Genomic DNA, 24,459 nt, shown 5'->3' with positions numbered 1-24,459 from the left:
GCTCGAAACATCAATAAAACGGGCGAATCACAGGGCTAAGTGCCGCACGTTTTGTGGCATCCCTTCGGCGGAGAGACGGTGATCATCGCCCGTGCCTCTCGCAATGAGGCGGGCGGATTCGTCGGTGCGTGAAGCTATGCCACGCCGCTAACTTTTGCCTTAAAAGCGGCTTACGGCCGCTATTGGGTCCTACGTCCCCGTTGAGCGCGGCCGCCTCTCCGGGCCACCGCGTACCGTGGAAACCGTTTGTTGTACCGAGGCCAAAAGACGGACCACCGCGTGATGGCTTTTTCCACCGAATGCGGGACCGGTGGGTGGCGTACGGCGCGCCGGGATGAAAGCCTTCCGGCAACCGCCCCGGTCGCCCTGCGAACGGGCGGCCGGGGCGAGCCCGCAACGCACCGAGAGGAGTGCTGCAGATGACACCTGACGCCAGTCGCGTCGCGGCGAAGCGGATCAACGACCACGTGGAGGTCGTCCACGTGGATCACCCGGACGTGGTCCTGGAGGTTCCTCGCCGCGACTGGGAGGCGTTCACCGCGGCCGTCAAGTCGGGAGCGTTCGATCTCGACGTGCTCCCCCGAGTGGCCGAGGAGAGCGCGGCCTGACATTCCGCAGCACGACGGCGCCCGCTCCCGCCAGGGGAGCGGGCGCTCCGCGCGCAGGCCGTCACCCCGGTACGCGCGGGGCGGCGCGACGCGCCGGCCGGCTCAGGGCAGTCGCAGCTCGGCGAAGATGCCGCGGTGGTCGGTGCCGGGGACGTCCAGCACCTCGACGTCGCGCACCGCCACCCGCCGGTCCGCCACCACGTGGTCGATGGAGATGATCGGCGGCATCGGACGGAAGTTCGGCCAGGTGGGCGTGAGGGCACGGCCGAGCTGGTCGGCGGCGTCCGCGTAGCCCCTGTCGAGCAGCTTGCGGAACGAGCGGTGGTCGAGGCTCGCGTTGAAGTCGCCGGCGAGCACCCTGATGGCCGACGGCGAGGGTCCGGGGAGGGCGCGCAGCGACGCCTTCCACTCCCGTTCCTTGCGGCCCAGAGGCGGGTTCGGATGCACGGCGACGAACTGCACGCTGCTCCCGCCGGGCAGCATCACGGTCGCGGCCGGCATGTTGTGGCCGATGGGTGTGAACAGGTCCTTCAGCTCCGCCACCGGATGCCTGGAGTAGATGCCGCTGCCGGTCACGTCGGCCTCGGGCTGCAGCACCCGGTACGGCAGCAGCTCGCGCAGCCCGGCCGCGTCGAGCCGCTCCGCCTCGGCGTACGTCAGCTCGAGGGCGCTGAAGACGTCGATGTCGTAACGGCGCACCAGATCGACCACGGCGGCGGCGTCGGCACGGCCGAACAGGTTGACCGACAGCACCCGCAGCGGCGCGCCCTTGGCCGGCGGCTGCTCGGCGGCCACCGTACGCGGCGCCACGACGGCGGTCATCGTCACGCACGCCAGCGCCGCGACCAGCGCCGCCCACCGGTTGCGGCGCAGTAGCGCCACGAGGGCGACCAGCGCCGCCAGCACCGCGCCGTACGGCGTCACGGTCATGAGCTGGGTGTCGAACGAGCCCCGCTCCCACCCGAAGAGCCGCTCCACCGCCCACACGGCGACCACCACGGCCGCCGCCCACGACATCCACCGCCGGCGCCGCCGCCGCGGCACCGGCGCCTCGTCGGTCGCGGCCCGCTCGATGCCGACCGTCGTGCTCACCTTCGTCGTCGCCCCGTCCCTGAGGAGGTCACTCGCCGATGCCCGGCCGCGCCAGGGACGGCGTCTAGCGCTTGCGGCCCACGCCGCCGTACATCCAGGCGGGCTCGTCGGGGAAGAGCGGCGTCTCGCGCCACTTCGACACCGCCACCAGCCCCGGCTCCAGCAGGTCGAACCCGTCGAAGTAGCGGCTGATCTGCTCGCCGGTGCGCGGCGTCCTGTGCATCGCCTGCTTGCTGGTCGCCGCCAGGTAGTCGTCGGCGGTCTGCTTGTCGATCAGGTCGAGCGTCAGATGGCTGAGCACCAGGTAGCTGCCCGCCGGCAGCGCCTTCGTGTACGCCTTGACCAGGCCCTCGGGGTCGTCGCTGTCGGGGATGTGCATGAGGATCGCGACCATGACGAGCGCGATCGGCTGCGTGAAGTCGAGGGTGGCCAGCGTGTCGGGGTGCTTGAGGATCGAGTCGGGGTCGCGGACGTCGGCCTCGATGTACGCGGTGCGGCCCTCGGGCGTGCTGGTCAGCAGGGCCCTGGCGTGCGCCATCACGATCGGGTCGTTGTCGACGTAGACCACGCGCGACTCCGGCGCCACCTCCTGGGCCACCTCGTGGGTGTTGCCCTGGGTGGGGATGCCGGTGCCCAGGTCGAGGAACTGCCGCACGCCGAGCTGTGCGAGGTGGCGCACGGCCCGGCCGAGGAAGGCCCGGTTGTTCCGCGCGCTGTCGCGGACGCCCGGCACCGCGGCCATCGTCGCTTCGGCCACCCGGCGATCGGCTTCGAAGTTGTCCTTACCGCCGAGCCAGTAGTCGTAGACCCGGGCGGAGTGAGGAATGTTCGGGTTGATGCCGTGGGGTGCGCTCACATCGAGGATCTTACGGGCAAGCCGGGCTGACTGCGCGATAAACCCTGACGGCTCAGGCGGTTACGAACTCCGCGACGATCACCGTGGCGTCCTCTTTCGGCTCCCGAGCGGCCATCTCGTCGTCCATGCGATCCAGACGGGCGGCGGCCGACGCGCCCGCCGTGAGCAGCACCTCCGGCCGCTCCGCCCCCAGCACCTCCGGCCGCTCCGCCCCCAGCACCTCCGGCCGCTCCGCCCCCAGCGCCCCCTCGCTGGCGATCGCCGCCCGTAGGCACCCCGCCGGGTCCTCCTCGCGGCACGTCCCCGCTGCGCCCGTCTCGCCACCACCGTGCCGAGCGCTGGCGCGGCCGCAGCCTGCGCCCCTCACCCGCGCCGCGCGCTGCCGGGACCATCCGCTTCGCGCGCCGTCATCGAAGCCCTGGCCGACGTCGCCCAGCACGCCGGCGTCCGCGGGGCCGGGCTGGTCTGCGCCCGCCGCGACGGTCTTATCCGGGTGCAGGTGGCCGACAGCGGTCTTATCCGGGTGCAGGTGGCCGACAGCGGCCGCGGCTTCGACCGGCACCGCCGGCCGCCCGAGCGGTTCGGCGTGCGCGGCTCCATCCTCGGCGCCATGCGCTCCCCGCCGGACGGCGGCGCCGCCATCACCTCCCCGCATCTCGTCACTCTCGGTCTCGCGGCGGCCACGCGCCTCCTTGAAAGTTTCAACTTCCTGAGCGATATCGGGAAAGCTCCTTCCCCAGCTCAACCCGTGACACCCGAACCGGCGAGCGGCATTGACAGCGGGAAGTCACTTGGCCGTACGTCGGCCGTCAGATACCGTCCGCCACTGGGAGCGCTCCCAGCAACCGGCAATCCCCGACCGGAAACACGGAGACCGCACTATGCCCCACGCACCACGTCGTCCCAGAACGTCGCGTGCCCTGATCCTGCTCTTCTCCGCCCTGGCGATCCTGTTCGTGCCGCTCACCGGCACCGCCTCGGCGCACGGTTCCGTCATCGACCCGGCCACCCGCAACTACGGTTGCTGGGACCGCTGGGGCAGCGACTTCCAGAACCCCGCCATGGCGCAGGAAGACCCGATGTGCTGGCAGGCGTGGCAGGACAACCCCAACGCCATGTGGAACTGGAACGGGCTCTACCGCGACAACGTCGGCGGCAACCACCAGGCCGCCGTGCCCGACGGCCAGCTCTGCAGCGCCGGCCAGACGCAGGACGGCCGCTACCGCTCGATGGACACGCCGGGCCCGTGGAAGACGACGAGCCTCGGCAGCACGTTCGACATCCGGCTGTACGACCAGGCGCTGCACGGCGCGGACTACATCAGGGTCTACATCACCAAGCAGGGCTACGACGCCACCACGACCCCGCTCCGCTGGAGCGACCTGGAGTTGGTGAGGGAGACCTCGCGGTACGCCCCGGCGAACGAGTACCTGGTCACCGGCATCGACAAGGGCTCGCGCACCGGCCGCCACGTCGTCTACACGATCTGGCAGGCCTCGCACATGGACCAGGTCTACTACTTCTGCAGCGACGTCACCTTCAGCTGACGCCGCCCGCGAGGCCGCCACAGGCGGGGGCTGGTCGAGGCGCGTACCGCCGGCTCGATGGAGCGGGCGCGTTGCGCCCACCGTGTACGGCACCGGCCCGGCCGCCCCCCGCCTGGGAGCATGCGGCGGTGCTCGTGGCCGGCCAGGTGGAGGTCATCGACGGCGCCTCGGATGCCGTCGAGCGCACGGCGGCCGCTCCGGAGCCGCCCCACTCGCCGTCTTGGGAGCCCGCGCTGGAGTCGCCGCGGTCGCCGTCCCGGGAGCCGATGCCCGCCTCGCGCGAGAGGTTCCGCGCGGCGCCGCCCGGGGTAGTGGCTTTCCGCGTGCACGTGCCGTCGGTCGGGGCCATGTTCAGGCCGAGCCAGGACATCGGCGCCGGGCGGTACGCGCGCGTCCGCGCCGATGGAACCGCCCGCACCCCGCGGCTCGCCGACTCGACGGATGAATGATGACTTTTCCCGCTTTCTCGTCCAGCCAGATCGACCCCCGCGCCCGTGGCAGAGAGCTCGGCACCCACCTGCGCGACCGCATCGCCGCCAACTACGCCGGCTACACCGACCTGTTCGCCGTGGCCGGCGCCACCCCGGAGCAGGTGCGCGCGTGGGCCGAGCGGGCGCTCGACGCGAGCGCCGGGTGGGCGCCCGGGCTGGCCGAGGAGATGGCGGGCATCGCCGCGGGCTCCGGCCTCGAGCCGTGGCAGGTCGCCGCCGTCAACGCGCGCACGGAGATCCTGGCCGCGATCGACGCGACCGGGCGCGGGGAGTGCTCGACCTCGGTGGTGCTGCCCGAGAGCGGCCCGCCGCGTACGGTGCAGACCTGGGACTGGCACGACCACCTGCGCGACGCGCCGATGCTGTGGGAGCTGGAGCCCCGCCCCGGCCACGTCGTGCGCACGTTCACCGAGGCCGGCGCGCTGGCCAAGATCGGAGCCGCCACGTCCGGGCTCGGCGTGCACTTCAACATCCTGCGCCACGACTCCGACAACGCCGGCATCGGCGTGCCCGTCCACCTGATCGCCCGCCGCATCCTCGACGAGGCGGCCACGGTGGCGGAGGCGGCGGAGATCGCCCGCTCCGCCCGGGTCTCCGCCTCGACCGTGATCACCGTGGTCACCGCGTCGGACGAGGGGAACGACGCCGCGTCCATCGAGATCTCACCGGCGGGCGTGGCCGTCATCCCGCCGGAGCCCGACGGGGTGCTGCTGCACTGCAACCACTTCCACGACGCCGCGCTCGCGGCGGGGGAGCGGCACGCCACCGACCGGCCCGGCACCTACGACCGGCTGCGCCACCTGCGCGAGCACGTCGAGGAGCTGAGCGACCCCGGCCAGAACGCGCGGGCGCGCGCCATGCTCAGCCATGCCCCGGACGCGCCCGTCTGCGCGCACCCCGACCTCGCCCAGCCGCTCAACCAGCGGTGGGAGACGATCGCCACGATCGGGCTCGACCTGCCCGCCGGGCGTCTGCGGGTGCACCAGGGCGGGCCCTGCCGGGTCGCCGAGGCGACCTGGCGGACGTTCTGAGCATCACGTGAAGGCTCCGATGCCGGTCAGCGCCTTGCCGATGACCAGCGTGTGGACCTCGGAGGTGCCCTCGTAGGTGAGCACCGACTCCAGGTTCACCGCGTGCCTGATGACCGGGTACTCGAGGGTGACGCCGTTCGCGCCGAGCAGCGTGCGGCATTTCCTGGCGATCTCCAGGGCCTCCCGCACGTTGTTGAGCTTGCCCAGGCTCACCTGCTCGGGCGCGAGCGTCCCGGCCTCCTTCAGCCGGCCCAGGTGCACCGCGAGCAGCAGCCCCTTGCCCAGCTCCAGCGTCATGTCCGCGAGCTTTTCCTGGGTGAGCTGGTACGACGCGAGCGGCCTGGCGAACACCTCGCGGTCGGCCACGTACGCGAGGGTCGTCTCCAGGCAGTCGAGCGCCGCTCCCATGGCGCCGAACACGATGCCGAACCTCGCCTCGTTCAGGCAGCCGAGCGGCCCCGACAGCCCGCGCGCGCCCGGCAGCATCGCCTCGGCGGGCAGCCGCACGCCGTCCAGCACCAGCTCGCTGGTCACGCTCGCGCGCAGCGAGAGCTTGTGCTTGATCTCGTTGACGGTGAAGCCGGGCGTGCCGGCCGGGACCAGGAAGCCCCTGATGCCCTCGTCCGTACGCGCCCAGACCACGGCCACGTCGGCCACGGAGCCGTTGGTGATCCACATCTTGGTGCCGTTCAGCACCCAGTCGCCGCCCTCCCGCTTGGCCGCGGTGCGCATGCCGCCGGGGTCGGAGCCGAAGTCGGGCTCGGTCAGGCCGAAGCAGCCGATGCGCTCGCCGGCCGCCATCGCGGGCAGCCACTCCTGCTTCTGCTCCTCGCTGCCGTACTTCCAGATCGCGTACATGGCCAGGGAGCCCTGCACGGAGACGAGGCTGCGCAGGCCGGAGTCGGCGGCCTCCAGCTCCAGGCAGGCCAGCCCGTACGCGACCGCGCCCATGCCGGCGCAGCCGTACCCGTCGAGGTGCATGCCGAGCACGCCGAGCGAGCCGAGCGTGCGGGCCAGCTCGCGCGCGGGCAGCTCGCCGGCCTCGAACCAGCCCGCGACGTGCGGCCGGATCTCGCGGTCGCACACGCGCCTGACCGTGCTCCTGATCTCGCGTTCCTCCTCGGTCAGCAGGGTGTCCATGGAGAACAGGGCGGTGGGTGCGATCATGGCCTCTCCGTATTTTGGATCCAATATTGAAAATCCAATATGGCATAGTTAGGGTGCGTTGACCATGGACGTTCTGACTCTCGTGGCCGGCCGCAGGACCGAAGGCGGGGGCGACGAGTTCGCCGGCGCGAAGGACGGGACCCCGCCCGAGGCGGCCGCCGAGACCAGGAGAGCGGCCGGAGCCTGGCCGGCCGAGCGGGACGGACGGCTCGTGCCGCCCGCCGTCCTCGGCCCGGCAAGCGTTCGCCCGGAGGCCGCGGCATGAGCGGGGCGCTGTCGGGGCTGCTGATCGCCGACTTCAGCCGGGTGCTCGCCGGGCCCTACGCCACCATGCTCCTCGCCGACCTGGGCGCGGAGGTGGTCAAGGTCGAGCGGCCCGGCACCGGCGACGACACCCGGGCCTGGGGGCCTCCGTACGCCGATGGCGAGGCCACGTACTTCCTCGGCGTCAACCGCAACAAGCGCTCCATCGCGCTCGACCTCAAGGAGGACATCGAGGTCGCCAGAGCCCTCGCCGCGCGGGCAGACGTGCTGGTGGAGAACTTCAAGCCGGGCACCATGGACCGGCTCGGCCTCGGCTACGAGGCGCTGCGCGAGCTGAACCCCGGGCTCGTCTACTGCTCCATCACCGGCTTCGGCTCCGGCGCGGGCGCCGATCTGCCCGGCTACGACCTCATCGCCCAGGCCGTCGGCGGGCTCATGAGCGTCACCGGCGAGCCCGAAGGCCCCGGCACCAAGGCCGGCGTCGCGCTGGTCGACGTGATCACCGGCCTGCACGCCGCGCTCGGCATCCTCGCCGCGCTCCGCCACCGCGACCGGTCGGGAGAAGGCCAGCGCATCGAGGTCTCGCTGCTGTCGTCACTGCTGTCGGCCCTTACCAACCACGCCTCCGCGTACGCCGCCGCCGGGGTCGTGCCGCGCGCCATGGGCAACCGGCATCCGAGCATCGTGCCGTACGAGGTGTTCCAGGCCGCCGACCGCCCGATCGTCATCGCCGCCGGGAACGACCGCCAGTTCCGCGCCCTGTGCGCCGCCCTCGACCGGCCCGATCTGGCCGGCGACCCGCGCTACGCGAGCAACGCCGATCGCGTCGCCGCCCGCGAGCCGCTCGTCGCCGAGCTCAACGCCGCGCTCGCCGGGCGCACCGCCGACGAGTGGTTCGCCCGCCTCACCGAGGCCGGGGTGCCGTGCGGCCCGATCAACGACTTGGCCGCCGCGTTCAGGCTCGCGACAGACCTCGGCCTCGAACCCGCCGTGGACCTCGACGGCGTCGGCCAGGTCGCGAACCCCCTCCGGCTCGGCGCCACCCCGCCCACCTACCGCCGCAGGCCGCCCGCGCTCGGGCAGGACGAGGCGTGGGTTCGTGAGATATTGGGGCGGTGAGTCCCGACCAGGCACGACGCAGGCCGCCCACGGCCCAGCAGTTCGTGCTGGGCGAGCTGCGGCGGGCCATCACCACCGGCAGGCTGCGCCCCGGCGCGCCCATCCGGCAGGACGCGCTGGCCGAAGAACTGCAGGTCAGCCGGGTGCCGCTGCGCGAGGCGCTCAAGACGCTGCAGGGCGAAGGGCTCGTCACCTACGAGGCCCATCGCGGCTACTTCGTCGAGACGCTCTCGCTCGACGACCTGCGTGAGGTCTACCGCATCAGGGAGCTGCTGGAAGAGGAGGCGGTGCGCCGGGCCGTGCCCCGGCTCACGGACGACGACCTCGCCCGGCTCGAAGCCACGCAGGACGAGGTCGAGCGGGCCGCCGCAGCGGGCGACGTCGCCGCCATGGCCGCCGCCAACCGGGCGTTCCACATGACGCTGTTCGACTGCTCGGGGATGCCGCGCCTGGTCCGGCTCATCCGCACGCTGTGGGACTCCACCGACGCCTACCGGTCCATGTACTACGGGGAGCCGGCCAACAGGGAGCGGGTGATCAAGGAGCACCGCGCCGCGCTCGACGCGCTGCGCCGCCGCTCCGCCGACGACGCCGTGGCCACGCTCGACGTCCACCGCGACCACGCCGTCACCGCCCTCGCCCCGCTGCTGGACACCTGACCCGGGGCGCGCCTTCGGGCCCTGCGCCTTCGCGGGCCGCGCTTGCCGCAGGAGGCCGTTGCCGGTGGGGTCCCGGCAGGGCAGGGCAGGGTCGGTCAGACGAGCAGGCCGGACTGCACCACGTGGCGGATGTGGACGGGGTCGGCGAGTACGCCGATGTCCTCCAGCGGGTCGCCGTCGAGCACCAGCAGGTCGGCGCGGGCGCCCACGGCGAGCGTGCCGATCTCGCCGGTCAGCCCGACCAGCTCGGCGGCGCCCGTGGTGGCCGCGCGCAGCACGTCGAGCGGCCGCTGCACCTCGGCGCGCAGCCGGAACTCCTGGTTCTGGTGCCGGTGCATGCCGCCGAGCAGGTCCGTCCCGTACGCCAGCCGCACCCCGCCGCGGGCGGCGCGTTCGAGCGCCACGATGCCGGCTTCGAGCACGTCGTCCACCTTGCGCCAGCTGCTCGCCGACAGCCCGAACTCGCGCCCTTCCTCCTTCAGCGCCCAGTACGTCACCAGCGTCGGCACGAGGAAGGCGTCGTGCCGCAGGAACAGCTCCACGCTGGAGTCGTCGATGAGGTTGCCGTGCTCGATGGAGCGCACCCCGGCCTCCAGCGCCCGGTTGACGGCGCGGGCGGTGTAGGCGTGGGCGGCGACGTACCGGTTCGCGGCCTCGGCCTCCTCGACGGCGGCCCGCAGCTCGTCCATGGAGTACTGGGTGGAGTCGATGCGGTCGGTGGGCGAGGCGACGCCGCCGGAGGCCATCACCTTGATGTGGTGGGCGCCCTTGCGCAGCTCGTCGCGGGCGGCGGCGCGTACGGCGTCCACGCCGTCGGCCACCCGGCCGACGCCCGCGCAGCACGGGTGGTCGTCGTCGAGGTGCTCGCCCCGGCCGCGGAAGTCGGCGTGGCCGCCGGTCTGGCTCAGCCCCTTGCCGCAGAACAGCAGCCGCGGCCCCCTGATCAGGCCCTCGGCCTGCGCGTCGGCGAGGCCGAAGTCGGCGCCGGACGCGTCGCGCACGGTGGTGAAGCCGCGGCTCAGCATGTCGCCCATGATGCGGGCGGCGTGCGCGGTGACGTACGACGGCGGCTGCGACCGCAGCGAGCCGAGGTCGGCGCTGGAGGCGGTGACGTGCACGTGCGCGTCGATCAGGCCGGGCACGACCCGCGCGCCCGCCACGTCGATCACCCGGGTGCCGTCGGGAGCGGTGAGCCCGCGCCCGGTCTCGGCGATCCTGCCGTCGGCGCAGCGCAGGTCGGCCTCGGCGTACTCGCCGGTCTCGACGTCGAGCAGCAGCGCGTTGCGCAGCAGCAGGGTCATGCGGCACCTCCGAACGTGAACTCCTTGGCGATCTTCTGGGCTGCGGCCACCGAGGCGTCGTCGTAGGCGCCCTCGGCGTCGAGGATGTTCAGCACGGCGGCGACCTCGCCGTCCGGGCCGAGCACGGGCACGTTGATGATCGAGCCGCAGCCGAGGCTCTCGATGAGCTCGTGGTCGGCGAAGATCTCCCGTACGGCGGCCTTGTCGCGGCCGAAGTACGGCTCGCGCCGCTCGATGCAGGTGGCCAGCCACCGCTGGGCCACCTCGACGGTCTTCTCGCCGCCCACCGGGTACTCGGCGGGGTGGCTGCTGTGGACGCGGCGCAGCGCCCGCCGCTGCGGCACCCAGGCCAGCACGGTGAACAGCCGCACGCCCACCTCCTCCCGTACGCGCCGCTCCAGCTCGTCCAGGTCGTTCACGTGGTCGCCTCCTCGGTGGCGGGTTCGGTGAGCTCTTCCAGCGATCGCCCTGCGGTGGCCAGCCCGAACACCATCACGCAGACCACCCCGGCCACCAGCACGGCGGTGGTGAGGCCGAACACCCCGGCGAAGCCGAGGCTCGCCGCCGACACGCCGATGATCGTCGGGGCCAGGATGCTGCCGACCCGCCCGAACGCGCTGGACAGGCCGGTGCCGGTGGCGCGGATCCAGGTCGGGAAGACCTCGGGGGTGTAGGAGTAGACGCCGGCGTACGTGCCGTTCAGGAAGAACGACAGCACCGCGCCCGCGACGGTGATCGTGACGGGCGAGTCCATCTGCGACAGCCAGAACGCGCTGACCGCCGAGCCCGCGAGGTAGATGGCGATGGTGTTCTTGCGGTCGATCCGCTCCGACAGCCAGGCCGCGGAGAAGTAGCCGGGGATCTGCGCCAGGTAGATGATGATCGAGAACTCGAAGCTCTTGGTGACCGTGATGCCGCGCTGCACGAGCAGCGTCGGGATCCACGAGAAGAACCCGTAGTACGAGAACGTGATCACGAACCAGATCAGCCAGATGACCGCCGTGCGCTTGGCCATGGCCTTGCTCCACAGGTAGCGCAGGGCGCTGAGCAGGTTCACCGTGGGCGTCTGCGCGGCCGGGGCGACGGCGGTCTCGGGCACCGGGGGCAGCGGGCCGCCGACGGCGCGCTCGACGCGCCGCTCCAGGTCGGCGACCACCTGCTCGGCCTCGCTCGTACGGCCCTGCTGCAGCAGGTAGCGGGGCGACTCGGGCAGCGAGCGCCGCCACCACAGCAGCATGAGGATCGGCACCGCGGTGATGATCTGCGCGATCCGCCAGCCCTCGTCGAACGTCGGCACCACGAACCGGCCGATCAGCGCCGCCGCGACGAAGCCGAACGAGAAGAACCCCGACAGCGCGCCGACGAACCAGCCGCGCCGCTTGGCCGGTACGAACTCCGACAGGAACGGCGCGATGATCGCGCTCTCCGCGCCGGCGCCCGCCCCGGCCAGCACGCGGGCGACCAGGAACACCTCGTAGTTGGGGGCGAACGCGGCGACCACCGAGAAGGCGGCGTAGAAGGCGAGCGCGTACATCATGACCTTCTTGCGCCCGATCCTGTCGCCGAGCAGTCCTGCCGCCGTCGCGCCGAACAGGAACCCGAATGGCGTCGCCGATCCGATGATGCCGAGCTGCCCGTTGGACAGGTTCCAGGCCTCCTGCGCGCTCGGCAGCAGGAACGCGACGACTGCGGAGTCCATGCCGTCGAAGGTGTATCCGAGGCCGCCGATCAGGAGGAGGAGATAGTGGGGACGGCTCAGCGGGAGCCGGTCCAGACGGGCCAACAAGGTCATCGAACACACCTTTCCCCAGGTTGTGGCCCTGCAGGTCGATTGCGCAGCAACATATAGTGCGTTTCGGCAAAATTGCAATGTTCTTTGCAAAACTCCCGAAGCCGGAGCACGTAGGATGCTCCCGGCCCACAGAGCGGACGGGCGGCAGGTGAGGAGAGACAACGGGTGACAGGCACCGACAGCTTCGAGGAATGGCTGCGCGAGCGGCTGCCGGCGCGCGGGCTGCGCGGCAAGTCGGCCGCCGTGCTCGAAGTGCTGCTCTCCCAGCCGCGCCGAGCCTCGTACGGGTCGGCGCAGGAGCTCGCCCAGCTCGCCGGGGTCAACGTGGCCACCGTCACCCGCACGGCGCAGGCGCTCGGCTTCGCCGGCTGGCCCGCGCTCCAGCAGGAGCTGCGCGCCCGCTACCTCTCCTCGCTCAGCGCCGGCCAGGTCGCCGCAGAGCACCGGGGCACCGGCTCGCCCAGCGCCCGCTCGCTGCGCCGCGACCTTGAAAGCCTCGCGCTGCTCAACCGGCGGCTCGACGAGCGCGTCTTCGTCACCATCGCCGAGGCGGTCGCGGCGGCCCGCCGTACGGTGATCGTCGCCGACGGCAGCTACGCCGCCGTGGGCCTCGCGCTCGCGCACAACGCCCGCCTGGCCGGCTACCCGGTCACCGCCGTCACCGGGGGAGACGCCGAGCTCGCCAACACCGTGGCCGCCATCGGCGAGGGCGACGTGCTGATCGCGATCAGCTTCTGGCGCCTGTACGAGAGCACCGTCCTGGCCGCCAACGAGGCCCGCTCGCGCGGCGTGCGCGTCTTCGCCGTCACCGACGCCGCCAGCCCCGCCCTGGCCAAGGCCGCCGAGGAGGTCGTGATGGTGCCGGCCGAGGGCGAGGCGTTCTTCCCTTCGCTGACCGCCGGCATCGCCGTCGCCCAGGCCCTGGTCACCCAGCTCGCCGCCGTGGACCCGGCGCGTACGGGGGCCTCCATCGAGGCGGCGGAGGCCATGTGGGGCAAGTTCTCACTCCTGCACCGCCGCCCCACCACCCCGCCGTCTCCGCAGGACCGCCCCGCCGCCCCGGTCGAGCCGCAGTAGGGCGCGCACCGGCCGCAGGGCGCAGGCGCTCGAAGCGCCCGCCGGTCCCGGCGGAGAGTCGCCGACGGCAGGCGCCGGCGCGGGGCGCTGTACGCGCGAGCCGGCACGGGTGCGACCCCGTGAGCCGGCGGAGAGGGCCATCCGTGCGCGGGCCTGCGGCGGAGCGGCTGCGGCGGGTGGGGTTACAGCCAGCTTGCGCGGACGCTGGTCGCGACCTCGGCGCCCTCGGGCACGGGCGAGGAGCGGACGGTGTCGAGCAGCCGGGCGACGGTCTCCACGATCTCGGGCGCGCGCTCGCGCAGTCCTTTCACGTCGGCGTCGCTCACCGCGTCGCGCGGCTCGCCGGCCTGGTCGAGCACGCCTTCGAGATCCGACAGCCGCTCCTGCAGCCACTTCAGCGGCTCCTGCGACAGCCGCGGGTCGAACACCCGCCGCCCCGGCTCCCAGCCGCGCAGTTCCGGGTGGTGGTGCGTGCGGTCGAAGCTGCCGGGCGTCCCCGAGACCGATTCGAGCAGGTCCACCCGCCAGATCGGCCGATCGACGGTGATCGGGCGTGCGGAGTAGATCGACCCCTTCAGCTCGCCCGTCTCCAGCCTGCGCAGCTCGAGCCGCACTCCGCGCTCGGCGCCCTCCTGCCCCTTCATGGGCTGGGGGTCGACGAAGAAGATGTCGCTGACGGCCACGCCGATGCGATCGAAGCCGAAGAGGTAGAGCACGGGAGACCACGTCCTTCGCGGGTGTCGGGCACGCCTCTCGACTCAACGTAACACCGCGAACCAGACATTCAATGGCACGCCGTCCTGGCCCGGCTCACCGGAGGGTACGCGTGATCAGCAGCGGCGCGGCAGGTGGTCCTGGGCCCACTGGGAGATCTGCTCGAGCGCCGGCATGAGCGCCCAGCCGGCCTCGGTCAGCTCGTACGACACCGAGATCGGCGGCCCCTCGTCGACCTTGCGGGCGACCAGCCCTTCCTTGGTCAGCTCGGAGAGCCGGTCGGACAGCACGGAGTCGCTGACTCCCTCGATGGCTCGCGACAGCTCGCGGAACCCGGCGGGCCCGGAGCGGAGGCTGCCCAGGACGACGGCGATCCAGCGCTTGCCGAGCAGCGTGAAGGCGCGGGTGAGTGCCTCGTCGCGGCGATCACAGGCTTCCGCGTCGTGGGTCGTCGATGCCGCCATGCCTCCAAACTAGCAGAAAAACTGCCGCTTTGAATTTCGAAGTGGATAGGGCTAGCCTAGCCGCATCTCAATTCCTAGCAAGGAGTTTCTGATGAGCGAGAAGGCTGCGGGCGGTCGCCCGTCCGTCGTGGTGCTCGGGGGCGGTTACGGCGGTCACAAGGTCGCCAAGCTGCTCGACGACGTCGCCGACGTGACGCTCGTCGACCCGTCCGACGCGTTTGTGCACAACGTGGCCTCGTGGCGGGCGCTGGTCGAGCCCGAGTGGCTGGACCGGATCTTCCTGCCGTACGACCGGCTGCTGACGCACGGCCGGTTCCTGCGTGACAGGGCGGTCGCCGCCGACGGCCGTCGCGTGACGCTCGCGTCGGGCGCCACGCTGGAGCCCGACTACCTGGTGCTGGCCACGGGGTCGGCCTACCCGTTCCCCGCCAAGATCGGCACGCCGGACGCGGCCGCCGCCAAGGCCGAGGTGCGCCGCGCGCACGACGCGCTGAAGGAGGCCGAGCGGGTGCTGCTGATCGGCGCAGGGCCCGTCGGGCTCGAGCTGGCGGGCGAGATCAAGGCGGCCTTCCCGGGCAAGCACGTCACGATCGCCGACATGTCCGACGACATCCTGCCCGGCCCGTTCGAGCCGTCGCTGCGGGCGGAGCTGCGCCGCCAGCTCGACGAGATCGGCGTGGAACTGAGGCTCGGCAGCCCGCTGCGTGAGCTGCCCGCCACCGCGCCCGCCACGGTGGCGCCCATCGCGATCGCGACCGAGTCGGGGGAGAAGCTGGCCGCCGACATGTGGTTCCGCTGCTTCGGCGTGCAGCTGCGCACCGACTACCTGCGGGGCGAGCTGGCCGCCGCCCGTGACGCGCGCGGCTACGTACAGGTGGACGAGATGCTGCGGGTGCGCGGCCAGGAGCGGGTGTTCGCGATCGGCGACATCTCCGACGCAGACCGCGACATGGCCGCGTACGCGGGGCAGCAGGGCGAGCTGCTGGCGGGCAACCTGCGCGCGATCATCACCGGGGAGGGCGAGCCGGTCCCGTACGAGAAGCGGCCGCCGATGATCCTCGTCCCGCTCGGCCCCGCGGGCGGCGCCGGCCAGCTCCCCGACCAGGGGGTCGTCGGCGCCGAGGCCGCCGCGGAGATCAAGGGCCGCGACATGCTCGCCACGTACGCGAGCGCGCACTTCGACGTCACGGACGCCACCGCCTGAGCCGGATCAGGGGCCGGCCGGCCGCATGACCCGGGATGAGGGGGCGGGCCATGCGGCCCCGGATCCGCAGGCGGGGGACGCGGGTCAGGGCCGCGAGGGCCCGTGGCGGGGGCGCGCCCCCGGAGCCCCGGCGCGGGCCAGAGCGGGGGCGTGCCCCAGAGGCCCGGGCGGGCGCGGGTCAGGGTTCGACGAGGCCGGCGCGGATGGCGTAGCGGGTGAGTTCGAGCCGGTCGCGCATCCCGAGCTTCTGCAGGATGTTCGCCCGGTGCCGATCGACCGTCTTGACGCTGATGACCAGCGTCTCGGCGATCTCCTTGGTCGAATTGCCCTCCGCGATCAGCTTGACGATCTCCTCCTCGCGGGGCGTCAGGATGCTCTCGGGCAGGCGCTCGCCCTCGCGGTCGCGCTGGAGGTAGTCGCGGATGAGCGCGGTGATCGCCCCGGGGTACAGGAACGGCTCGCCCCGCATGGTGGCCCGGCACGCCTCGAGCAGGTCCTGGTCGGCGACCGACTTGAGCACGTAGCCGGACGCCCCGACCTTGAGCGACTCGAAGAAGTACTGCTCGTTGTCGTACATCGACAGCATGAGAATGCGGATGCCGGGCGCCCGGCGGTTGATCTCCCTCGCCGCCTGGAGCCCGGTCATGCGGGGCATCGCGATGTCGAGGATGGCCAGATCCACCGCGTCGTCGTCGGCGGCGGCCACCGCCTCGGCGCCGTCGGCGGCCTCGGCGACCACCTCGAGGTCGGGTTCGGCGTCGAGGATCAGGCGGAGCCCCCGCCGTACGAGGGCGTGGTCGTCGGCCAGCAGGATCCGGGTCTTGTTCACGAGGTTGCGCTCCGATTCGCGGGACATGGGACGACCAGGCTCACGCACGTGCCCTCGCCTGGCGGTGAGTCGACGGTCAGGCGGGCGCCGATCAGCAGGGCGCGCTCGCGCATGCCGCGGATCCCGGCGCCGTCCTGGCGCGCGCCGCCCTGCCCGTCGTCGGTGATCCGCAGCTCCAGCCGGCCGTTCTCGGCCTTGAGCGACAGCTCGGCGTGCTCGGCGCGGGCGTGCCTGGCGATGTTGGTCAGGCTCTCCTGCGCGATCCGGTACAGCACCAGCTCGACGTCCGAGCCGAGGTCGGGCAGGTCGGGCTGGACGCACCGGGTCACCGGCACGCCGCTCATCTGCGACACGTCCACGGCCAGGGCGTTGAGCGCGCTGTGCAGGCCGAGGTCCTCCAGGACACCGGGCCGCAGCCGGCGGGCGACCTGGCGGACCTCGTCGAGGCTGGCGCGCACGGTCTCCTGCACGGCGTGGAGCTCCTCGCGCAGGTCGTCGGGCGCGCGGTCCACCACGCGTTTCAGCCCGAGCAGCACCACGGTGAGGCTCTGGCCGATCTCGTCGTGCAGCTCGCGGGCGATGCGCCGGCGCTCGCCCTCCTGCGCGGCCAGCGCGTGCGCGCTGCTCGCGCTGCGCTCGGCCTCCAGCCTGTCGAGCATCGCGTTGAACGTGCCGATCAGGTGGGTGAGGTCGCTGTTGCCGCCGTCGGGCAGGCGGTCGCCGGTGCCCAGCAGGTCGACGCGCTGCATGAGGGAGGTGAGCGCGTCGAGCGGGGCCAGGCTGCGCCGCAGCAGCAGCGCGTTCGCACCCAGCATCACCGCGAGCCCCACGAGCAGCACCGGCACTTCCGCGAGCACGATCGGCGACGAGATCGTGGCGGGAGAGAACGCGAGCACGAGCGTGCCGATCGTGAAGACCAGCCCGTTGATGAGAACCAGCCGCCGGAACAGCGCCTGAGCCGGCGTGCGCGGCAGGTGCACGGCCCGGTGCGCCGCCCCGTCGGCCACACGGTCGTTCATAGCATTCAGCCTCTTCGCTCCGGGCCTTCTCCGTCCATCCGGGCTGACCCTCATCCGTTGCCCACGCCTACATGTTGTATCCCCGCGGAGATGGGTGCCGGACCCGATGGTCGCCGGCCCCTTGCCGCCGCGACACTTGAGCGGAGCCGGATGGGAGAGATAGCGAATGTCATGCATGCCAGCGAAATCGCCGTGAACCTGCCCACCGTCACCGCCGGCGACCCTGTCACCAAGGCGGTCCGCCTCATGGCCCTGGGCCGCATGCCCGGCCTGATCGTGGTGGACGAGCAGGGCCGGCCCTCCTGTGTCCTGCCGGGGACACAGGTGCTGCGGCTGGCGGTGCCGGGGGCGTACCAGGAGGACCCGGCCCTGTGCCGGACCATCGACGAGGCACACGCCGACGTGTTCTGGGGAGAGCTGGGCGAGCGGACGGTCGGTGACTGCCTGCCCCCGCATCCGGTCACCCCCGCGACCGTGCGCCTGGAGGCGACGCTGCTGGAGGTGGCGGCGCTGATGGCGCGGCTGCGCAGCCCGATCGTCGCCGTCGTCGGCCGTGACGGCGTGCTCGCGGGGGCCATCACTCTCGAACGCCTGCTCACCTGCCTGGCCCTCGCTTCAGACGACTGACAGAACCTGGCCCGCCGGGCGTGCGCCGCGCGGCCACGCCTCGACCTTCAGGGCGTGCTCCGCCGGTGCCGCCGCGGCGGTTCACCCGTCTCCGAAAGGTCTTCGCCATGTTCGCCCTTCACCGCGTTGTTGTGTCATGCGCTGAATGTCTGTTTTGTCGTTATGTACCCGCTGAACGCGGGCTCTGCGCCGACGGGCAGGCCGGCCCGCCGGGGCGGCACGGATGAGCGCCTTCCTCGCACTGGCCATCTTCGTCGTGGCGTTCTTCTTCATCGCCACGGAGAAGGTCAACAAGGTCAAAGTCGTCCTCATCGCCGCCGGACTGATGGCCGTGCTCGGCCTGATCCCGGGCGCGGAGGTGTTCTACTCCGAGCACGAAGGCATCGACTGGAACGTCATCTTCCTGCTGTTCGGCATGATGATCATCGTCGGGATCATCAAGCAGACCGGCGTCTTCGATTTCCTGGCCATCTGGGCGGCCAAACGCGCCAGAGGACGGCCCTACCGGCTCATGGTGATGCTGATGTTCATCACCGCCGTCGCCTCGCCGTTCCTCGACAACGTCACCACCATCATGCTGGTGGCGCCCGTCACGATCGTGGTGTGCAACCGGCTGCGGATCAGTGCGCGGCCGTACCTGATCGCCGAGGTGCTGGCGTCCAACATCGGCGGCGCGGCCACGCTCATCGGCGACCCGCCCAACATCATCATCGGCAGCCGCGGCGGGCTGACGTTCAACGACTTCCTCGTGCACTTGACGCCGATCGTGGTGCTCATCTTCGCCGTGTTCGTGCTGTTCACGAGGGTGCTGTTCCGCACCTCGTTCCAGTACAACGCCGAGCACGTGGCCGAGGTGATGGCGCTGCAGGAGCGGCGCGCCATCACCGACCCGCGGCTACTGGTGCGCTGCCTGGTGGTGCTCGGCGCGGTGATCATCGGATTCGGGCTGCACGCGGTGGTGCACGTCGAGCCGTCGATCGTGGCGCTCGTCGGCGCCGGCGTCATGCTGCTGGTCTCCCGCGCGAACGTCGACGACGTGCTGCGCGAGGTCGAGTGGCCGACGCTGGTGTTCTTCATGGGCCTGTTCGTCATGGTGGCGGGGCTCGTGCACACCGGCGTGATCGCCGCCATCGGCACGTGGGCGCTGGACGTGCTGGGCGACAACTACCTGGTCGCCGCGACGGCGCTGCTGTTCGGCTCGGGCGTGCTCGGCGCGTTCTTCGACAACATCCCGTACGTCGCCACGACCGCCCCCATCGTCGAAGGCGTCGTCGAGGCCGCGACCGACCCGCAGGCCGGGCAGGCGCTGTGGTGGGCGTTCGCGCTCGGCGCCGACTTCGGCGGCAACGGCACCGCGGTCGCGGCCAGCCCCAACGTGGTCGCGCTCGGCATCGCCGCGCGCAACGGACACAAGATCACCTTCTGGCAGTTCACCCGGTACGGCATGATCGTCACCGGGCTCAGCATCGCGCTCGCCTGGCTGTACGTCTGGCTGCGCTACTTCACCTGATCCCGCGCCCCCGGGGACCTCAGGGTCAGATCAGGGGCGATCACCGATGATCGGGCCGGGCGGCTCGGGGCATCGTGGCCCGTATGAACCCCGCAAGCCGCCTGGCCCAGATCTCCTTCACCGCCGGCCCTGCCGCCTTGCTCGCCGGCTGGTTCCTCCTGCGTCCCGTCCACGGTGCGGCGGAGCCCGGCCCCTGGTGGACGGCCGGGCACCTCGCCTGGCTGGCCGGGTTCGCGATGTTCGGCGTCATGACGTTCGCCATGCGCGGCCTGGCCGGTCCGGTACGCGGTGGCCGCCGGGCGGCGGTGGAGGCGGTGACCGTCGTCGCGCTGTTCGGCGTCGCCGCCAACCTCGCGCAGCTCGCCATCGCCCTGCACGCCGGGTTCGCCGCCGCAGACGGCGGGCAGATGCGGGCGCTGCTGAGCCAGGCCCGCGCCTTTCCGGGGATCGAACCGGTCGTCTACACGCCGGGCGCGCAGCTGTTCTTCTTCGCGGTGCTCGCGATGGCGGCCATCCTCGCCGTGCTGCGCCGGGTCACCGTGGTCAGCGCCGGCATCACCGCCGCGGGCGTGGTCCTCCTCGGCGTGGCCACGCTCCAGGAGGGCGCGGGCACCGCGCTGGCCGCCGTCGGCATGGCGGTCATGTGGCTCGGCACGCTCCTGCTCGGCCGCGGGCCGTCCGGCGGCGGCCTTCCCGCCACCACCCCGACCCGCGCCTGAGCCCCGGCCCGCCTTCGAGCCCGGGCTTCGCGCCTGAGTTCGGGCCCGCGCCTGAGTTCCGGCCTGCGCCTGAACCCCGGCCCGCGCTTGAGCTTCGGCCCTGGCCTGATCTCGGGCTATTGCCCGGCCCGACCGCCGCGCCTGGCCCGCCGTGCAGGGCGGGGGCGTTCGGTGCGGGCAGGCGGTGTGGGCAGGGGCCCGGCGGTCAGCGCTCGCGGGGCGGGCAGACCGGCTCGTACGGGCGGTCCGGCAGGTAGCGCCGCCACTCCTCCTGGGTCATGCTCCGGCCCGCCCGGATGCACACGGTCTCGGCCAGCCCCGGCACCGTGGTCGGCAGCCGGGTCAGCCGCCCGCCCCTGCCGACGGCGAGCACCTCGGCGGAGCCTGCGGTGAAGGCCACCGAGCGGGCGCTGCCGGTCAGCGCCACCGGCGGGCCGATCCGCCGTCCCTGACGCACGTCCCACAGGCTCAGCGTGTTGTCCTGCGAGGCGAAGGCGAACAGCCGCCCGTCGGGGGAGAACGTCGCGTCCCACGGCGGGCTCTCCATCCGCATCCAGTTGCCCACCTGCACGCCGGTCGCGGTGTCCCAGACGCCGACCTTGCCGGAGAAGTTCGCCGCGACCAGGTCGAGCTCCGCGCTGAACCACACGTCGTCGGCCTGCCCCGGCAGCGACAGCCGGGCGCCGAGCGGCGTGCCGGTCTCCAGGTCCACCAGCCGCGACCCGGCGCCGTCGAGGCCGACGAGCCGCCCGTCGGCGGTGGCGGTCCAGCCGAGCAGCCGCTCCGGCCTGGGCACCTGCTTGAGCCGCCGTCCCCCGGGGAGCCCCCAGAGCGTGAACGTCCGCTCGCCCGCCGTCCACAGGCCCTTCGAGGTGGGCAGCACCGACCTCGCCTCGGCCTCGGCGGCGAACTCCGGGGTGAGCGCCGCGAGCTGCCGCCACGAGGCGGCCTCGTGGACGGTGACGTGGTCCGCCCGCCGCACCGCGAGCAGCCGGTCGTCGGGGCTGAAGGCGAGCTCGCTGTCGTAGTCGGCGAAGTGGCCGACCTTCCTGCGGCGGCCGTTCAGCGTGATGTCGGTGCTGCCGAGCGCGTGCATGGCCACCGTGCGGCCGTCGCCGCTCAGCCGTACGGCGTCCATCGGCTCGTCGGACGGCGGTGCGGGCACCAGCGTCACCACCGTGTCGTCGCTGAGGTAGCGCAGCCCGCCGGGGGCGAACGCGGCGGCCACCACCGGGTCGCGCGGGCGGCGCTGCAGCAGCAGCGGCTCGCCGGCGCCCGGCCGCCACACCTTGATCGACCTGCCGACGCCCGCGACCAGCTCGCCGTCCGTGCTGAACACGGGCACGGCGTGCGCCTCCCAGCCGTACAGCACGTCGATCTCCTCGCGGGTGCGGGTGTCGTACACGGTCAGGCCGTCGTCGTCGCTGATCGCCAGCCGCGTCCCATCGGGGCTGAACGCGGCGGCGCTGTCGCAGTCGGCGCACACGCCCGGGTAGCCGGGGCGGCGCTTGCCGGACGGCAGCAGGTAGATGTCGGGGCCCGCCACCGCGTAGCGGCCGCTCGGGTGCACGGCGGGCCGCCGCATGCTGGGCAGCGTCGTCGTCTTCCCGGTACGCCAGTCGTAGACCTGCGTGCCCTGCCCGGTCGTCACCAGCAGCCGGCCGCCGCTGAACGCGATCGACAGGTCCGCCGCGCCGGATGCGGGCAGCCGGTGGCCGAGCGGGCGGCCCGTGGTCAGCTCCCACAGGCCCACGCCCGTGTCGTCGGCGACGGCGAGCACCTTGCCGTCCTGGCTGACCGCCGCCGCCCGCAACCGCCCGCTCCCGGGGTCGGTGTCGTAGCCGTCGGCGGCGTACCGCGACATCTGCCGCATCCGCCCGGCCCCCGCTCCGGCCCCGGCCGCGCTGCCGGCGCCGGCGGCCGACCCGGACTTGGCCTCGCTCCCTGCTCCGTCGGCGGTCCTGGAGCCCGTCGCGGCCGGATCGGAGCCCGGCACGCTGGAGCCCGAGCCCGCGGCGGAGGACGGCGGGCCGACGATGGCGGCGGAGAAGCCGCCGGTGCGGCGGCCCGTGGCGACGTCCCACACCGTGACCGCGCCGGGCGTGACGCTCACCAGCGAGCGCCCGTCGGCGGTCAGCGCGCGCACGATGTCGGGACCGAGCGCCGGGTCGTGGAAGGCCGTGGTCGCCGGGTCGGACGCCGCCGCGATCAGGCTCGACCTGGCCGCGCTCGTGGGCGACAGCCTCCCGGCCGCGGCGGCGAGCAGCATGCCGAGCACGGGGTCGCGCCCGCGTACGGCGTGGGACGCGGCGGCCAGCCGGGCCGAGTCGGCCGCGTCGCGCTGCCCGGCCAGCGTGGTGCTCTGCCGCCAGGCCAGCCCGCCCGCGCCCACGGCGAGCGCGAGCAGCGCGGCGAGGCCCACCGACAGCAGCCGGATGCGGCGTGTGCGCCGCCGGGTGAGCGTGGCGGAGGCGGCCAGGAAGTCCCGCTCGGCAGGGGTGAGCGTGAGGTGCTTGCGCTCGGCGGCGGCCCAGCGCAGCGCGTCGTCGAGGGTGCTGCCGTGGAACAGGTCGGCGTCCTTGCGGCCGTGCCGCTGCCAGCGCCCGGTGGCCGCCGTGATGCGGCGGTGCACGGCCAGGCCGTCGCGGTCGGCGTCGATCCAGCCGCGCAGCCTGGGCCAGGCCAGCGGCAGGGCGGGGCGCAGCAGGCGTACGGAGTCGCCGCCGGACACCAGGTACGAGAAGGCCGACAGCACCCGGTCGATGCCTGCGGGCAGCTCGGACCTGCGGGCCTCGCGCAGCGCCAGCTCGCCTTCGTCGGTCACCGTGACCAGCCGCAGGAACAGCTCGGGGACGAGGAGCCGGTCCTCCGGCGGGAGCGCGGCGTAGGCGTCCTCGGCGATCACGTCGAGCGCCGGGTCGGCCGCGACGCCGAACGCGGCGGTGACCCGCCGCCCGTCGCCCGCGCCCAGCGCGAGGAGCTGCTCGGTGTCCACGGAGCTCGCGGCGCCCTGGAGGGGCGGCCGCGCGGTGTCCGCGCTGCCCCGCGCGCGCTTGCGCGCGCGGCCGTCCTGGGCGCCGTCCTTCGGGCCCGCGCCGGCGGCGGCGAGCGGGCGCACGGCATCGCCGGTCTTGGTCAGCAGGCGGGCCGGCACCACGGGGTCGGTGCCGGTGAGCAGGGCGAGCAGCAGGTCGCGGGAGGTCGGCCGCTCCGCGGGGTCCTTGGCCAGCGCGGCGCCCACCGGGCGGCGCAGCGACGCGGGCAGCACCGACAGGTCGGGCTCGTGGGCGAGCACGCGGTGCATGATCGCGGCGACCGAGTCGCCGGTGAACGGGTCCTCGCCGGTGGCGGCGTACAGGACGACCGCGCCCCAGGCGAACACGTCGGCGGCGGGACCGGCGCGCTCGCCGGAGAGCACCTCGGGCGCGAGGTAGCCGGGCGTGCCCGTGACCGAGCCGGTGGAGCTGAGCGTCATCTCCTGTGTGCGGGCGATGCCGAAGTCGATCACCCGCGGTCCGTCGGGGCCGAGCAGCACGTTGTCCGGCTTGAGGTCGCGGTGGACGACGCCGGCGTCGTGCACCGCGGTCAGCGCCGTGGCGATCGCGGTGGCCAGGCGGTGCAGGTCGTCGCCGCCGAAGGTGCGCCCTGCGGCGCGCAGGCTGGGCCCTTCGACGTACGCGCTGACGATGTACGGCCTGGGCCCTTCGAGATCGGCGTCCAGCACCCTGGCGGTGCAGAACGGAGCGACCCGCTGCGCGGCGGCGGCCTCTCTGGCCAGCCGTTCGCGCAGCCGGGGCTGCCCGTCGGGGTCGCCGCGCAGCACCTTGACCGCGACCCGCGTCCCGTCCTCGTCGTAGCCCTCGTAGACGACTCCCTGGCCGCCTTCGCCGAGCCTGCCGGCCAGCCAGTAGCCGCCGAGCCGCTGCGGGTCACCGTCGATCAGTGGACTGCTCATGCCTGGTTGGACGGCGATGGTGACGCAGTGGTTGGGTAAAGGTCACACTCTGTGGCCGTTGACCCACCCGTTACCCAGTACGAACACGGTCACATCGGACACAACGTCGTCCTGGATCGCGCGCTCCAGGCCGGCGGCCGAGGGCCGATGGGTCGAGGGGCGGTCGGGGTGAGCGTGCCCCGGCGCGGCGACCTGGCCGGCCCGCCGGACCGCGGCCTCCGGCCGGCATCGGCGACCGTGCAGGCGGCCGGCTCCGAGACCGGCTCGGTGGGCGCCGCCGGTCACGGTCGCTCCTGTTCGCAAGGGGGTGGGACGGGCGCTCGCCCCAGGGCGATGAGCGGGCCGCCCCGGGCCGAAGCCGGGTGCGCACTGGCGTGAGCATGAGCCAAGGGCCGGAAACGCCCTATACATGGG

General features: G+C 73.0%; 24 protein-coding genes. 12 read left to right on the top strand and 12 right to left on the bottom strand.

Translation table 11 applies throughout. The features are described 5' to 3' along the window. Window positions 1–419: 419 nt before the first annotated feature. Window positions 420–608: a hypothetical protein gene (locus ACGFIM_RS11355; protein ID WP_393198273.1), complete on the top strand. Its 189-nt coding sequence runs from the start codon at window positions 420–422 to the stop codon at window positions 606–608. A gap of 102 nt (window positions 609–710) precedes the next feature. Here ACGFIM_RS11355 and ACGFIM_RS11350 read toward each other — a convergent pair whose 3' ends face one another. The 3 genes from ACGFIM_RS11350 to ACGFIM_RS11340 form a co-directional block, all read right to left on the bottom strand. Beyond that, entirely contained in the window at window positions 711–1,700 is a 990-nt protein-coding gene (locus ACGFIM_RS11350) for an endonuclease/exonuclease/phosphatase family protein (protein ID WP_393198270.1), read from the bottom strand. A gap of 64 nt (window positions 1,701–1,764) precedes the next feature. Next, the gene (locus ACGFIM_RS11345; RefSeq protein ID WP_393198267.1) at window positions 1,765–2,556 is read right to left on the bottom strand and encodes an SAM-dependent methyltransferase; all 792 of its coding nucleotides are present in this window, start codon (window positions 2,554–2,556) and stop codon (window positions 1,765–1,767) included. A 52-nt stretch (window positions 2,557–2,608) separates the two neighbouring features. Beyond that, window positions 2,609–3,301 carry a hypothetical protein gene (locus ACGFIM_RS11340; RefSeq protein ID WP_393198264.1) on the bottom strand — a complete coding sequence of 231 codons (693 nt, stop codon included), beginning with the start codon at window positions 3,299–3,301 and terminating at the stop codon, window positions 2,609–2,611. 136 nt (window positions 3,302–3,437) lie between these two features. On the opposite strand from ACGFIM_RS11340, the gene ACGFIM_RS11335 reads away from it, so the two are divergent. The 3 genes from ACGFIM_RS11335 to ACGFIM_RS11325 all read left to right on the top strand — a co-directional run bounded on the left by ACGFIM_RS11335 (window position 3,438) and on the right by ACGFIM_RS11325 (window position 5,625). Next, window positions 3,438–4,103, top strand: coding sequence for a lytic polysaccharide monooxygenase (locus ACGFIM_RS11335; protein ID WP_393198261.1), 666 nt, complete (start codon window positions 3,438–3,440; stop codon window positions 4,101–4,103). 128 nt (window positions 4,104–4,231) lie between these two features. Then, on the top strand, window positions 4,232–4,552 hold the full coding sequence (locus ACGFIM_RS11330) for a hypothetical protein (RefSeq protein WP_393198259.1): 321 nt from the start codon (window positions 4,232–4,234) through the stop codon (window positions 4,550–4,552). After that, window positions 4,552–5,625 (top strand): C45 family autoproteolytic acyltransferase/hydolase, encoded by a 1,074-nt coding sequence (locus ACGFIM_RS11325; RefSeq protein WP_393198256.1) that lies wholly within the window; start codon window positions 4,552–4,554, stop codon window positions 5,623–5,625. The genes ACGFIM_RS11330 and ACGFIM_RS11325 overlap by 1 nt, the downstream gene beginning before the upstream one ends. 3 nt (window positions 5,626–5,628) lie before the next feature. On the opposite strand, the gene ACGFIM_RS11320 is transcribed toward ACGFIM_RS11325, so the two are convergent. After that, window positions 5,629–6,792, bottom strand: coding sequence for an acyl-CoA dehydrogenase family protein (locus ACGFIM_RS11320; protein ID WP_393198253.1), 1,164 nt, complete (start codon window positions 6,790–6,792; stop codon window positions 5,629–5,631). A gap of 64 nt (window positions 6,793–6,856) precedes the next feature. Between ACGFIM_RS11320 and ACGFIM_RS11315 the strand changes: the two genes are divergently transcribed. From ACGFIM_RS11315 to ACGFIM_RS11305, 3 genes are read left to right on the top strand one after another with little or no spacing between them, the layout of a single operon-like run. Next, complete coding sequence (locus ACGFIM_RS11315; protein ID WP_393198250.1) at window positions 6,857–7,057, top strand: hypothetical protein; 201 nt, start codon at window positions 6,857–6,859, stop codon at window positions 7,055–7,057. Beyond that, a complete protein-coding gene (locus ACGFIM_RS11310) occupies window positions 7,054–8,175 on the top strand; it encodes a CaiB/BaiF CoA transferase family protein (RefSeq protein WP_393198247.1) in 1,122 nt (373 codons plus the stop codon). The genes ACGFIM_RS11315 and ACGFIM_RS11310 overlap by 4 nt, the downstream gene beginning before the upstream one ends. Next, window positions 8,172–8,834 carry a GntR family transcriptional regulator gene (locus tag ACGFIM_RS11305; RefSeq protein ID WP_393198244.1) on the top strand — a complete coding sequence of 221 codons (663 nt, stop codon included), beginning with the start codon at window positions 8,172–8,174 and terminating at the stop codon, window positions 8,832–8,834. The genes ACGFIM_RS11310 and ACGFIM_RS11305 overlap by 4 nt, the downstream gene beginning before the upstream one ends. 95 nt (window positions 8,835–8,929) lie before the next feature. Here ACGFIM_RS11305 and ACGFIM_RS11300 read toward each other — a convergent pair whose 3' ends face one another. The 3 genes from ACGFIM_RS11300 to ACGFIM_RS11290 are packed head-to-tail and all read right to left on the bottom strand — an operon-like array spanning window position 8,930 to window position 11,927. Beyond that, window positions 8,930–10,135 carry an amidohydrolase family protein gene (locus tag ACGFIM_RS11300; RefSeq protein ID WP_393198241.1) on the bottom strand — a complete coding sequence of 402 codons (1,206 nt, stop codon included), beginning with the start codon at window positions 10,133–10,135 and terminating at the stop codon, window positions 8,930–8,932. Continuing rightward, window positions 10,132–10,554, bottom strand: coding sequence for a GAF domain-containing protein (locus ACGFIM_RS11295; protein ID WP_393198238.1), 423 nt, complete (start codon window positions 10,552–10,554; stop codon window positions 10,132–10,134). Before ACGFIM_RS11295 ends, ACGFIM_RS11300 begins: the two co-directional genes overlap by 4 nt. Continuing rightward, window positions 10,551–11,927, bottom strand: coding sequence for an MFS transporter (locus tag ACGFIM_RS11290; RefSeq protein ID WP_393198235.1), 1,377 nt, complete (start codon window positions 11,925–11,927; stop codon window positions 10,551–10,553). Before ACGFIM_RS11290 ends, ACGFIM_RS11295 begins: the two co-directional genes overlap by 4 nt. Before the next feature lie 165 nt (window positions 11,928–12,092). On the opposite strand from ACGFIM_RS11290, the gene ACGFIM_RS11285 reads away from it, so the two are divergent. Next, entirely contained in the window at window positions 12,093–13,004 is a 912-nt protein-coding gene (locus tag ACGFIM_RS11285) for a MurR/RpiR family transcriptional regulator (protein ID WP_393198232.1), read from the top strand. A gap of 182 nt (window positions 13,005–13,186) precedes the next feature. Here ACGFIM_RS11285 and ACGFIM_RS11280 read toward each other — a convergent pair whose 3' ends face one another. Together ACGFIM_RS11280 and ACGFIM_RS11275 are read right to left on the bottom strand one after the other, a co-directional pair. Beyond that, a complete protein-coding gene (locus ACGFIM_RS11280; protein ID WP_393198229.1) occupies window positions 13,187–13,720 on the bottom strand; it encodes a hypothetical protein in 534 nt (177 codons plus the stop codon). A gap of 114 nt (window positions 13,721–13,834) precedes the next feature. Beyond that, window positions 13,835–14,182, bottom strand: coding sequence for a winged helix-turn-helix transcriptional regulator (locus tag ACGFIM_RS11275; protein ID WP_393198226.1), 348 nt, complete (start codon window positions 14,180–14,182; stop codon window positions 13,835–13,837). A gap of 91 nt (window positions 14,183–14,273) precedes the next feature. Between ACGFIM_RS11275 and ACGFIM_RS11270 the strand changes: the two genes are divergently transcribed. Further along, the gene (locus ACGFIM_RS11270; RefSeq protein WP_393198223.1) at window positions 14,274–15,386 is read left to right on the top strand and encodes an NAD(P)/FAD-dependent oxidoreductase; all 1,113 of its coding nucleotides are present in this window, start codon (window positions 14,274–14,276) and stop codon (window positions 15,384–15,386) included. 178 nt (window positions 15,387–15,564) lie between these two features. On the opposite strand, the gene ACGFIM_RS11265 is transcribed toward ACGFIM_RS11270, so the two are convergent. Together ACGFIM_RS11265 and ACGFIM_RS11260 are read right to left on the bottom strand one after the other, a co-directional pair. Next, window positions 15,565–16,242: a response regulator gene (locus ACGFIM_RS11265; RefSeq protein ID WP_393198220.1), complete on the bottom strand. Its 678-nt coding sequence runs from the start codon at window positions 16,240–16,242 to the stop codon at window positions 15,565–15,567. After that, window positions 16,212–17,234 carry a histidine kinase gene (locus ACGFIM_RS11260; protein WP_393198217.1) on the bottom strand — a complete coding sequence of 341 codons (1,023 nt, stop codon included), beginning with the start codon at window positions 17,232–17,234 and terminating at the stop codon, window positions 16,212–16,214. Before ACGFIM_RS11260 ends, ACGFIM_RS11265 begins: the two co-directional genes overlap by 31 nt. A gap of 171 nt (window positions 17,235–17,405) precedes the next feature. On the opposite strand from ACGFIM_RS11260, the gene ACGFIM_RS11255 reads away from it, so the two are divergent. From ACGFIM_RS11255 to ACGFIM_RS11245, 3 genes are all read left to right on the top strand, one after another. Further along, complete coding sequence (locus ACGFIM_RS11255; protein WP_393198214.1) at window positions 17,406–17,861, top strand: CBS domain-containing protein; 456 nt, start codon at window positions 17,406–17,408, stop codon at window positions 17,859–17,861. Window positions 17,862–18,084: 223 nt separating this feature from the next. Next, window positions 18,085–19,371 carry an SLC13 family permease gene (locus ACGFIM_RS11250; protein WP_393198211.1) on the top strand — a complete coding sequence of 429 codons (1,287 nt, stop codon included), beginning with the start codon at window positions 18,085–18,087 and terminating at the stop codon, window positions 19,369–19,371. Between the two features lie 83 nt (window positions 19,372–19,454). Further along, a complete protein-coding gene (locus ACGFIM_RS11245; protein WP_393198208.1) occupies window positions 19,455–20,090 on the top strand; it encodes a hypothetical protein in 636 nt (211 codons plus the stop codon). 205 nt (window positions 20,091–20,295) lie between these two features. Here ACGFIM_RS11245 and ACGFIM_RS11240 read toward each other — a convergent pair whose 3' ends face one another. After that, entirely contained in the window at window positions 20,296–24,045 is a 3,750-nt protein-coding gene (locus ACGFIM_RS11240) for a protein kinase (RefSeq protein ID WP_393198205.1), read from the bottom strand. Window positions 24,046–24,459 lie beyond the last annotated feature (414 nt).

The sequence above is a fragment of the Nonomuraea sp. NPDC049309 genome (assembly GCF_043196965.1).
GTDB lineage: Bacteria > Actinomycetota > Actinomycetes > Streptosporangiales > Streptosporangiaceae > Nonomuraea > Nonomuraea fastidiosa.
Note: the sequence above shows the minus strand (reverse complement) of the source record. Positions and strands in the feature narration are given on the sequence as shown.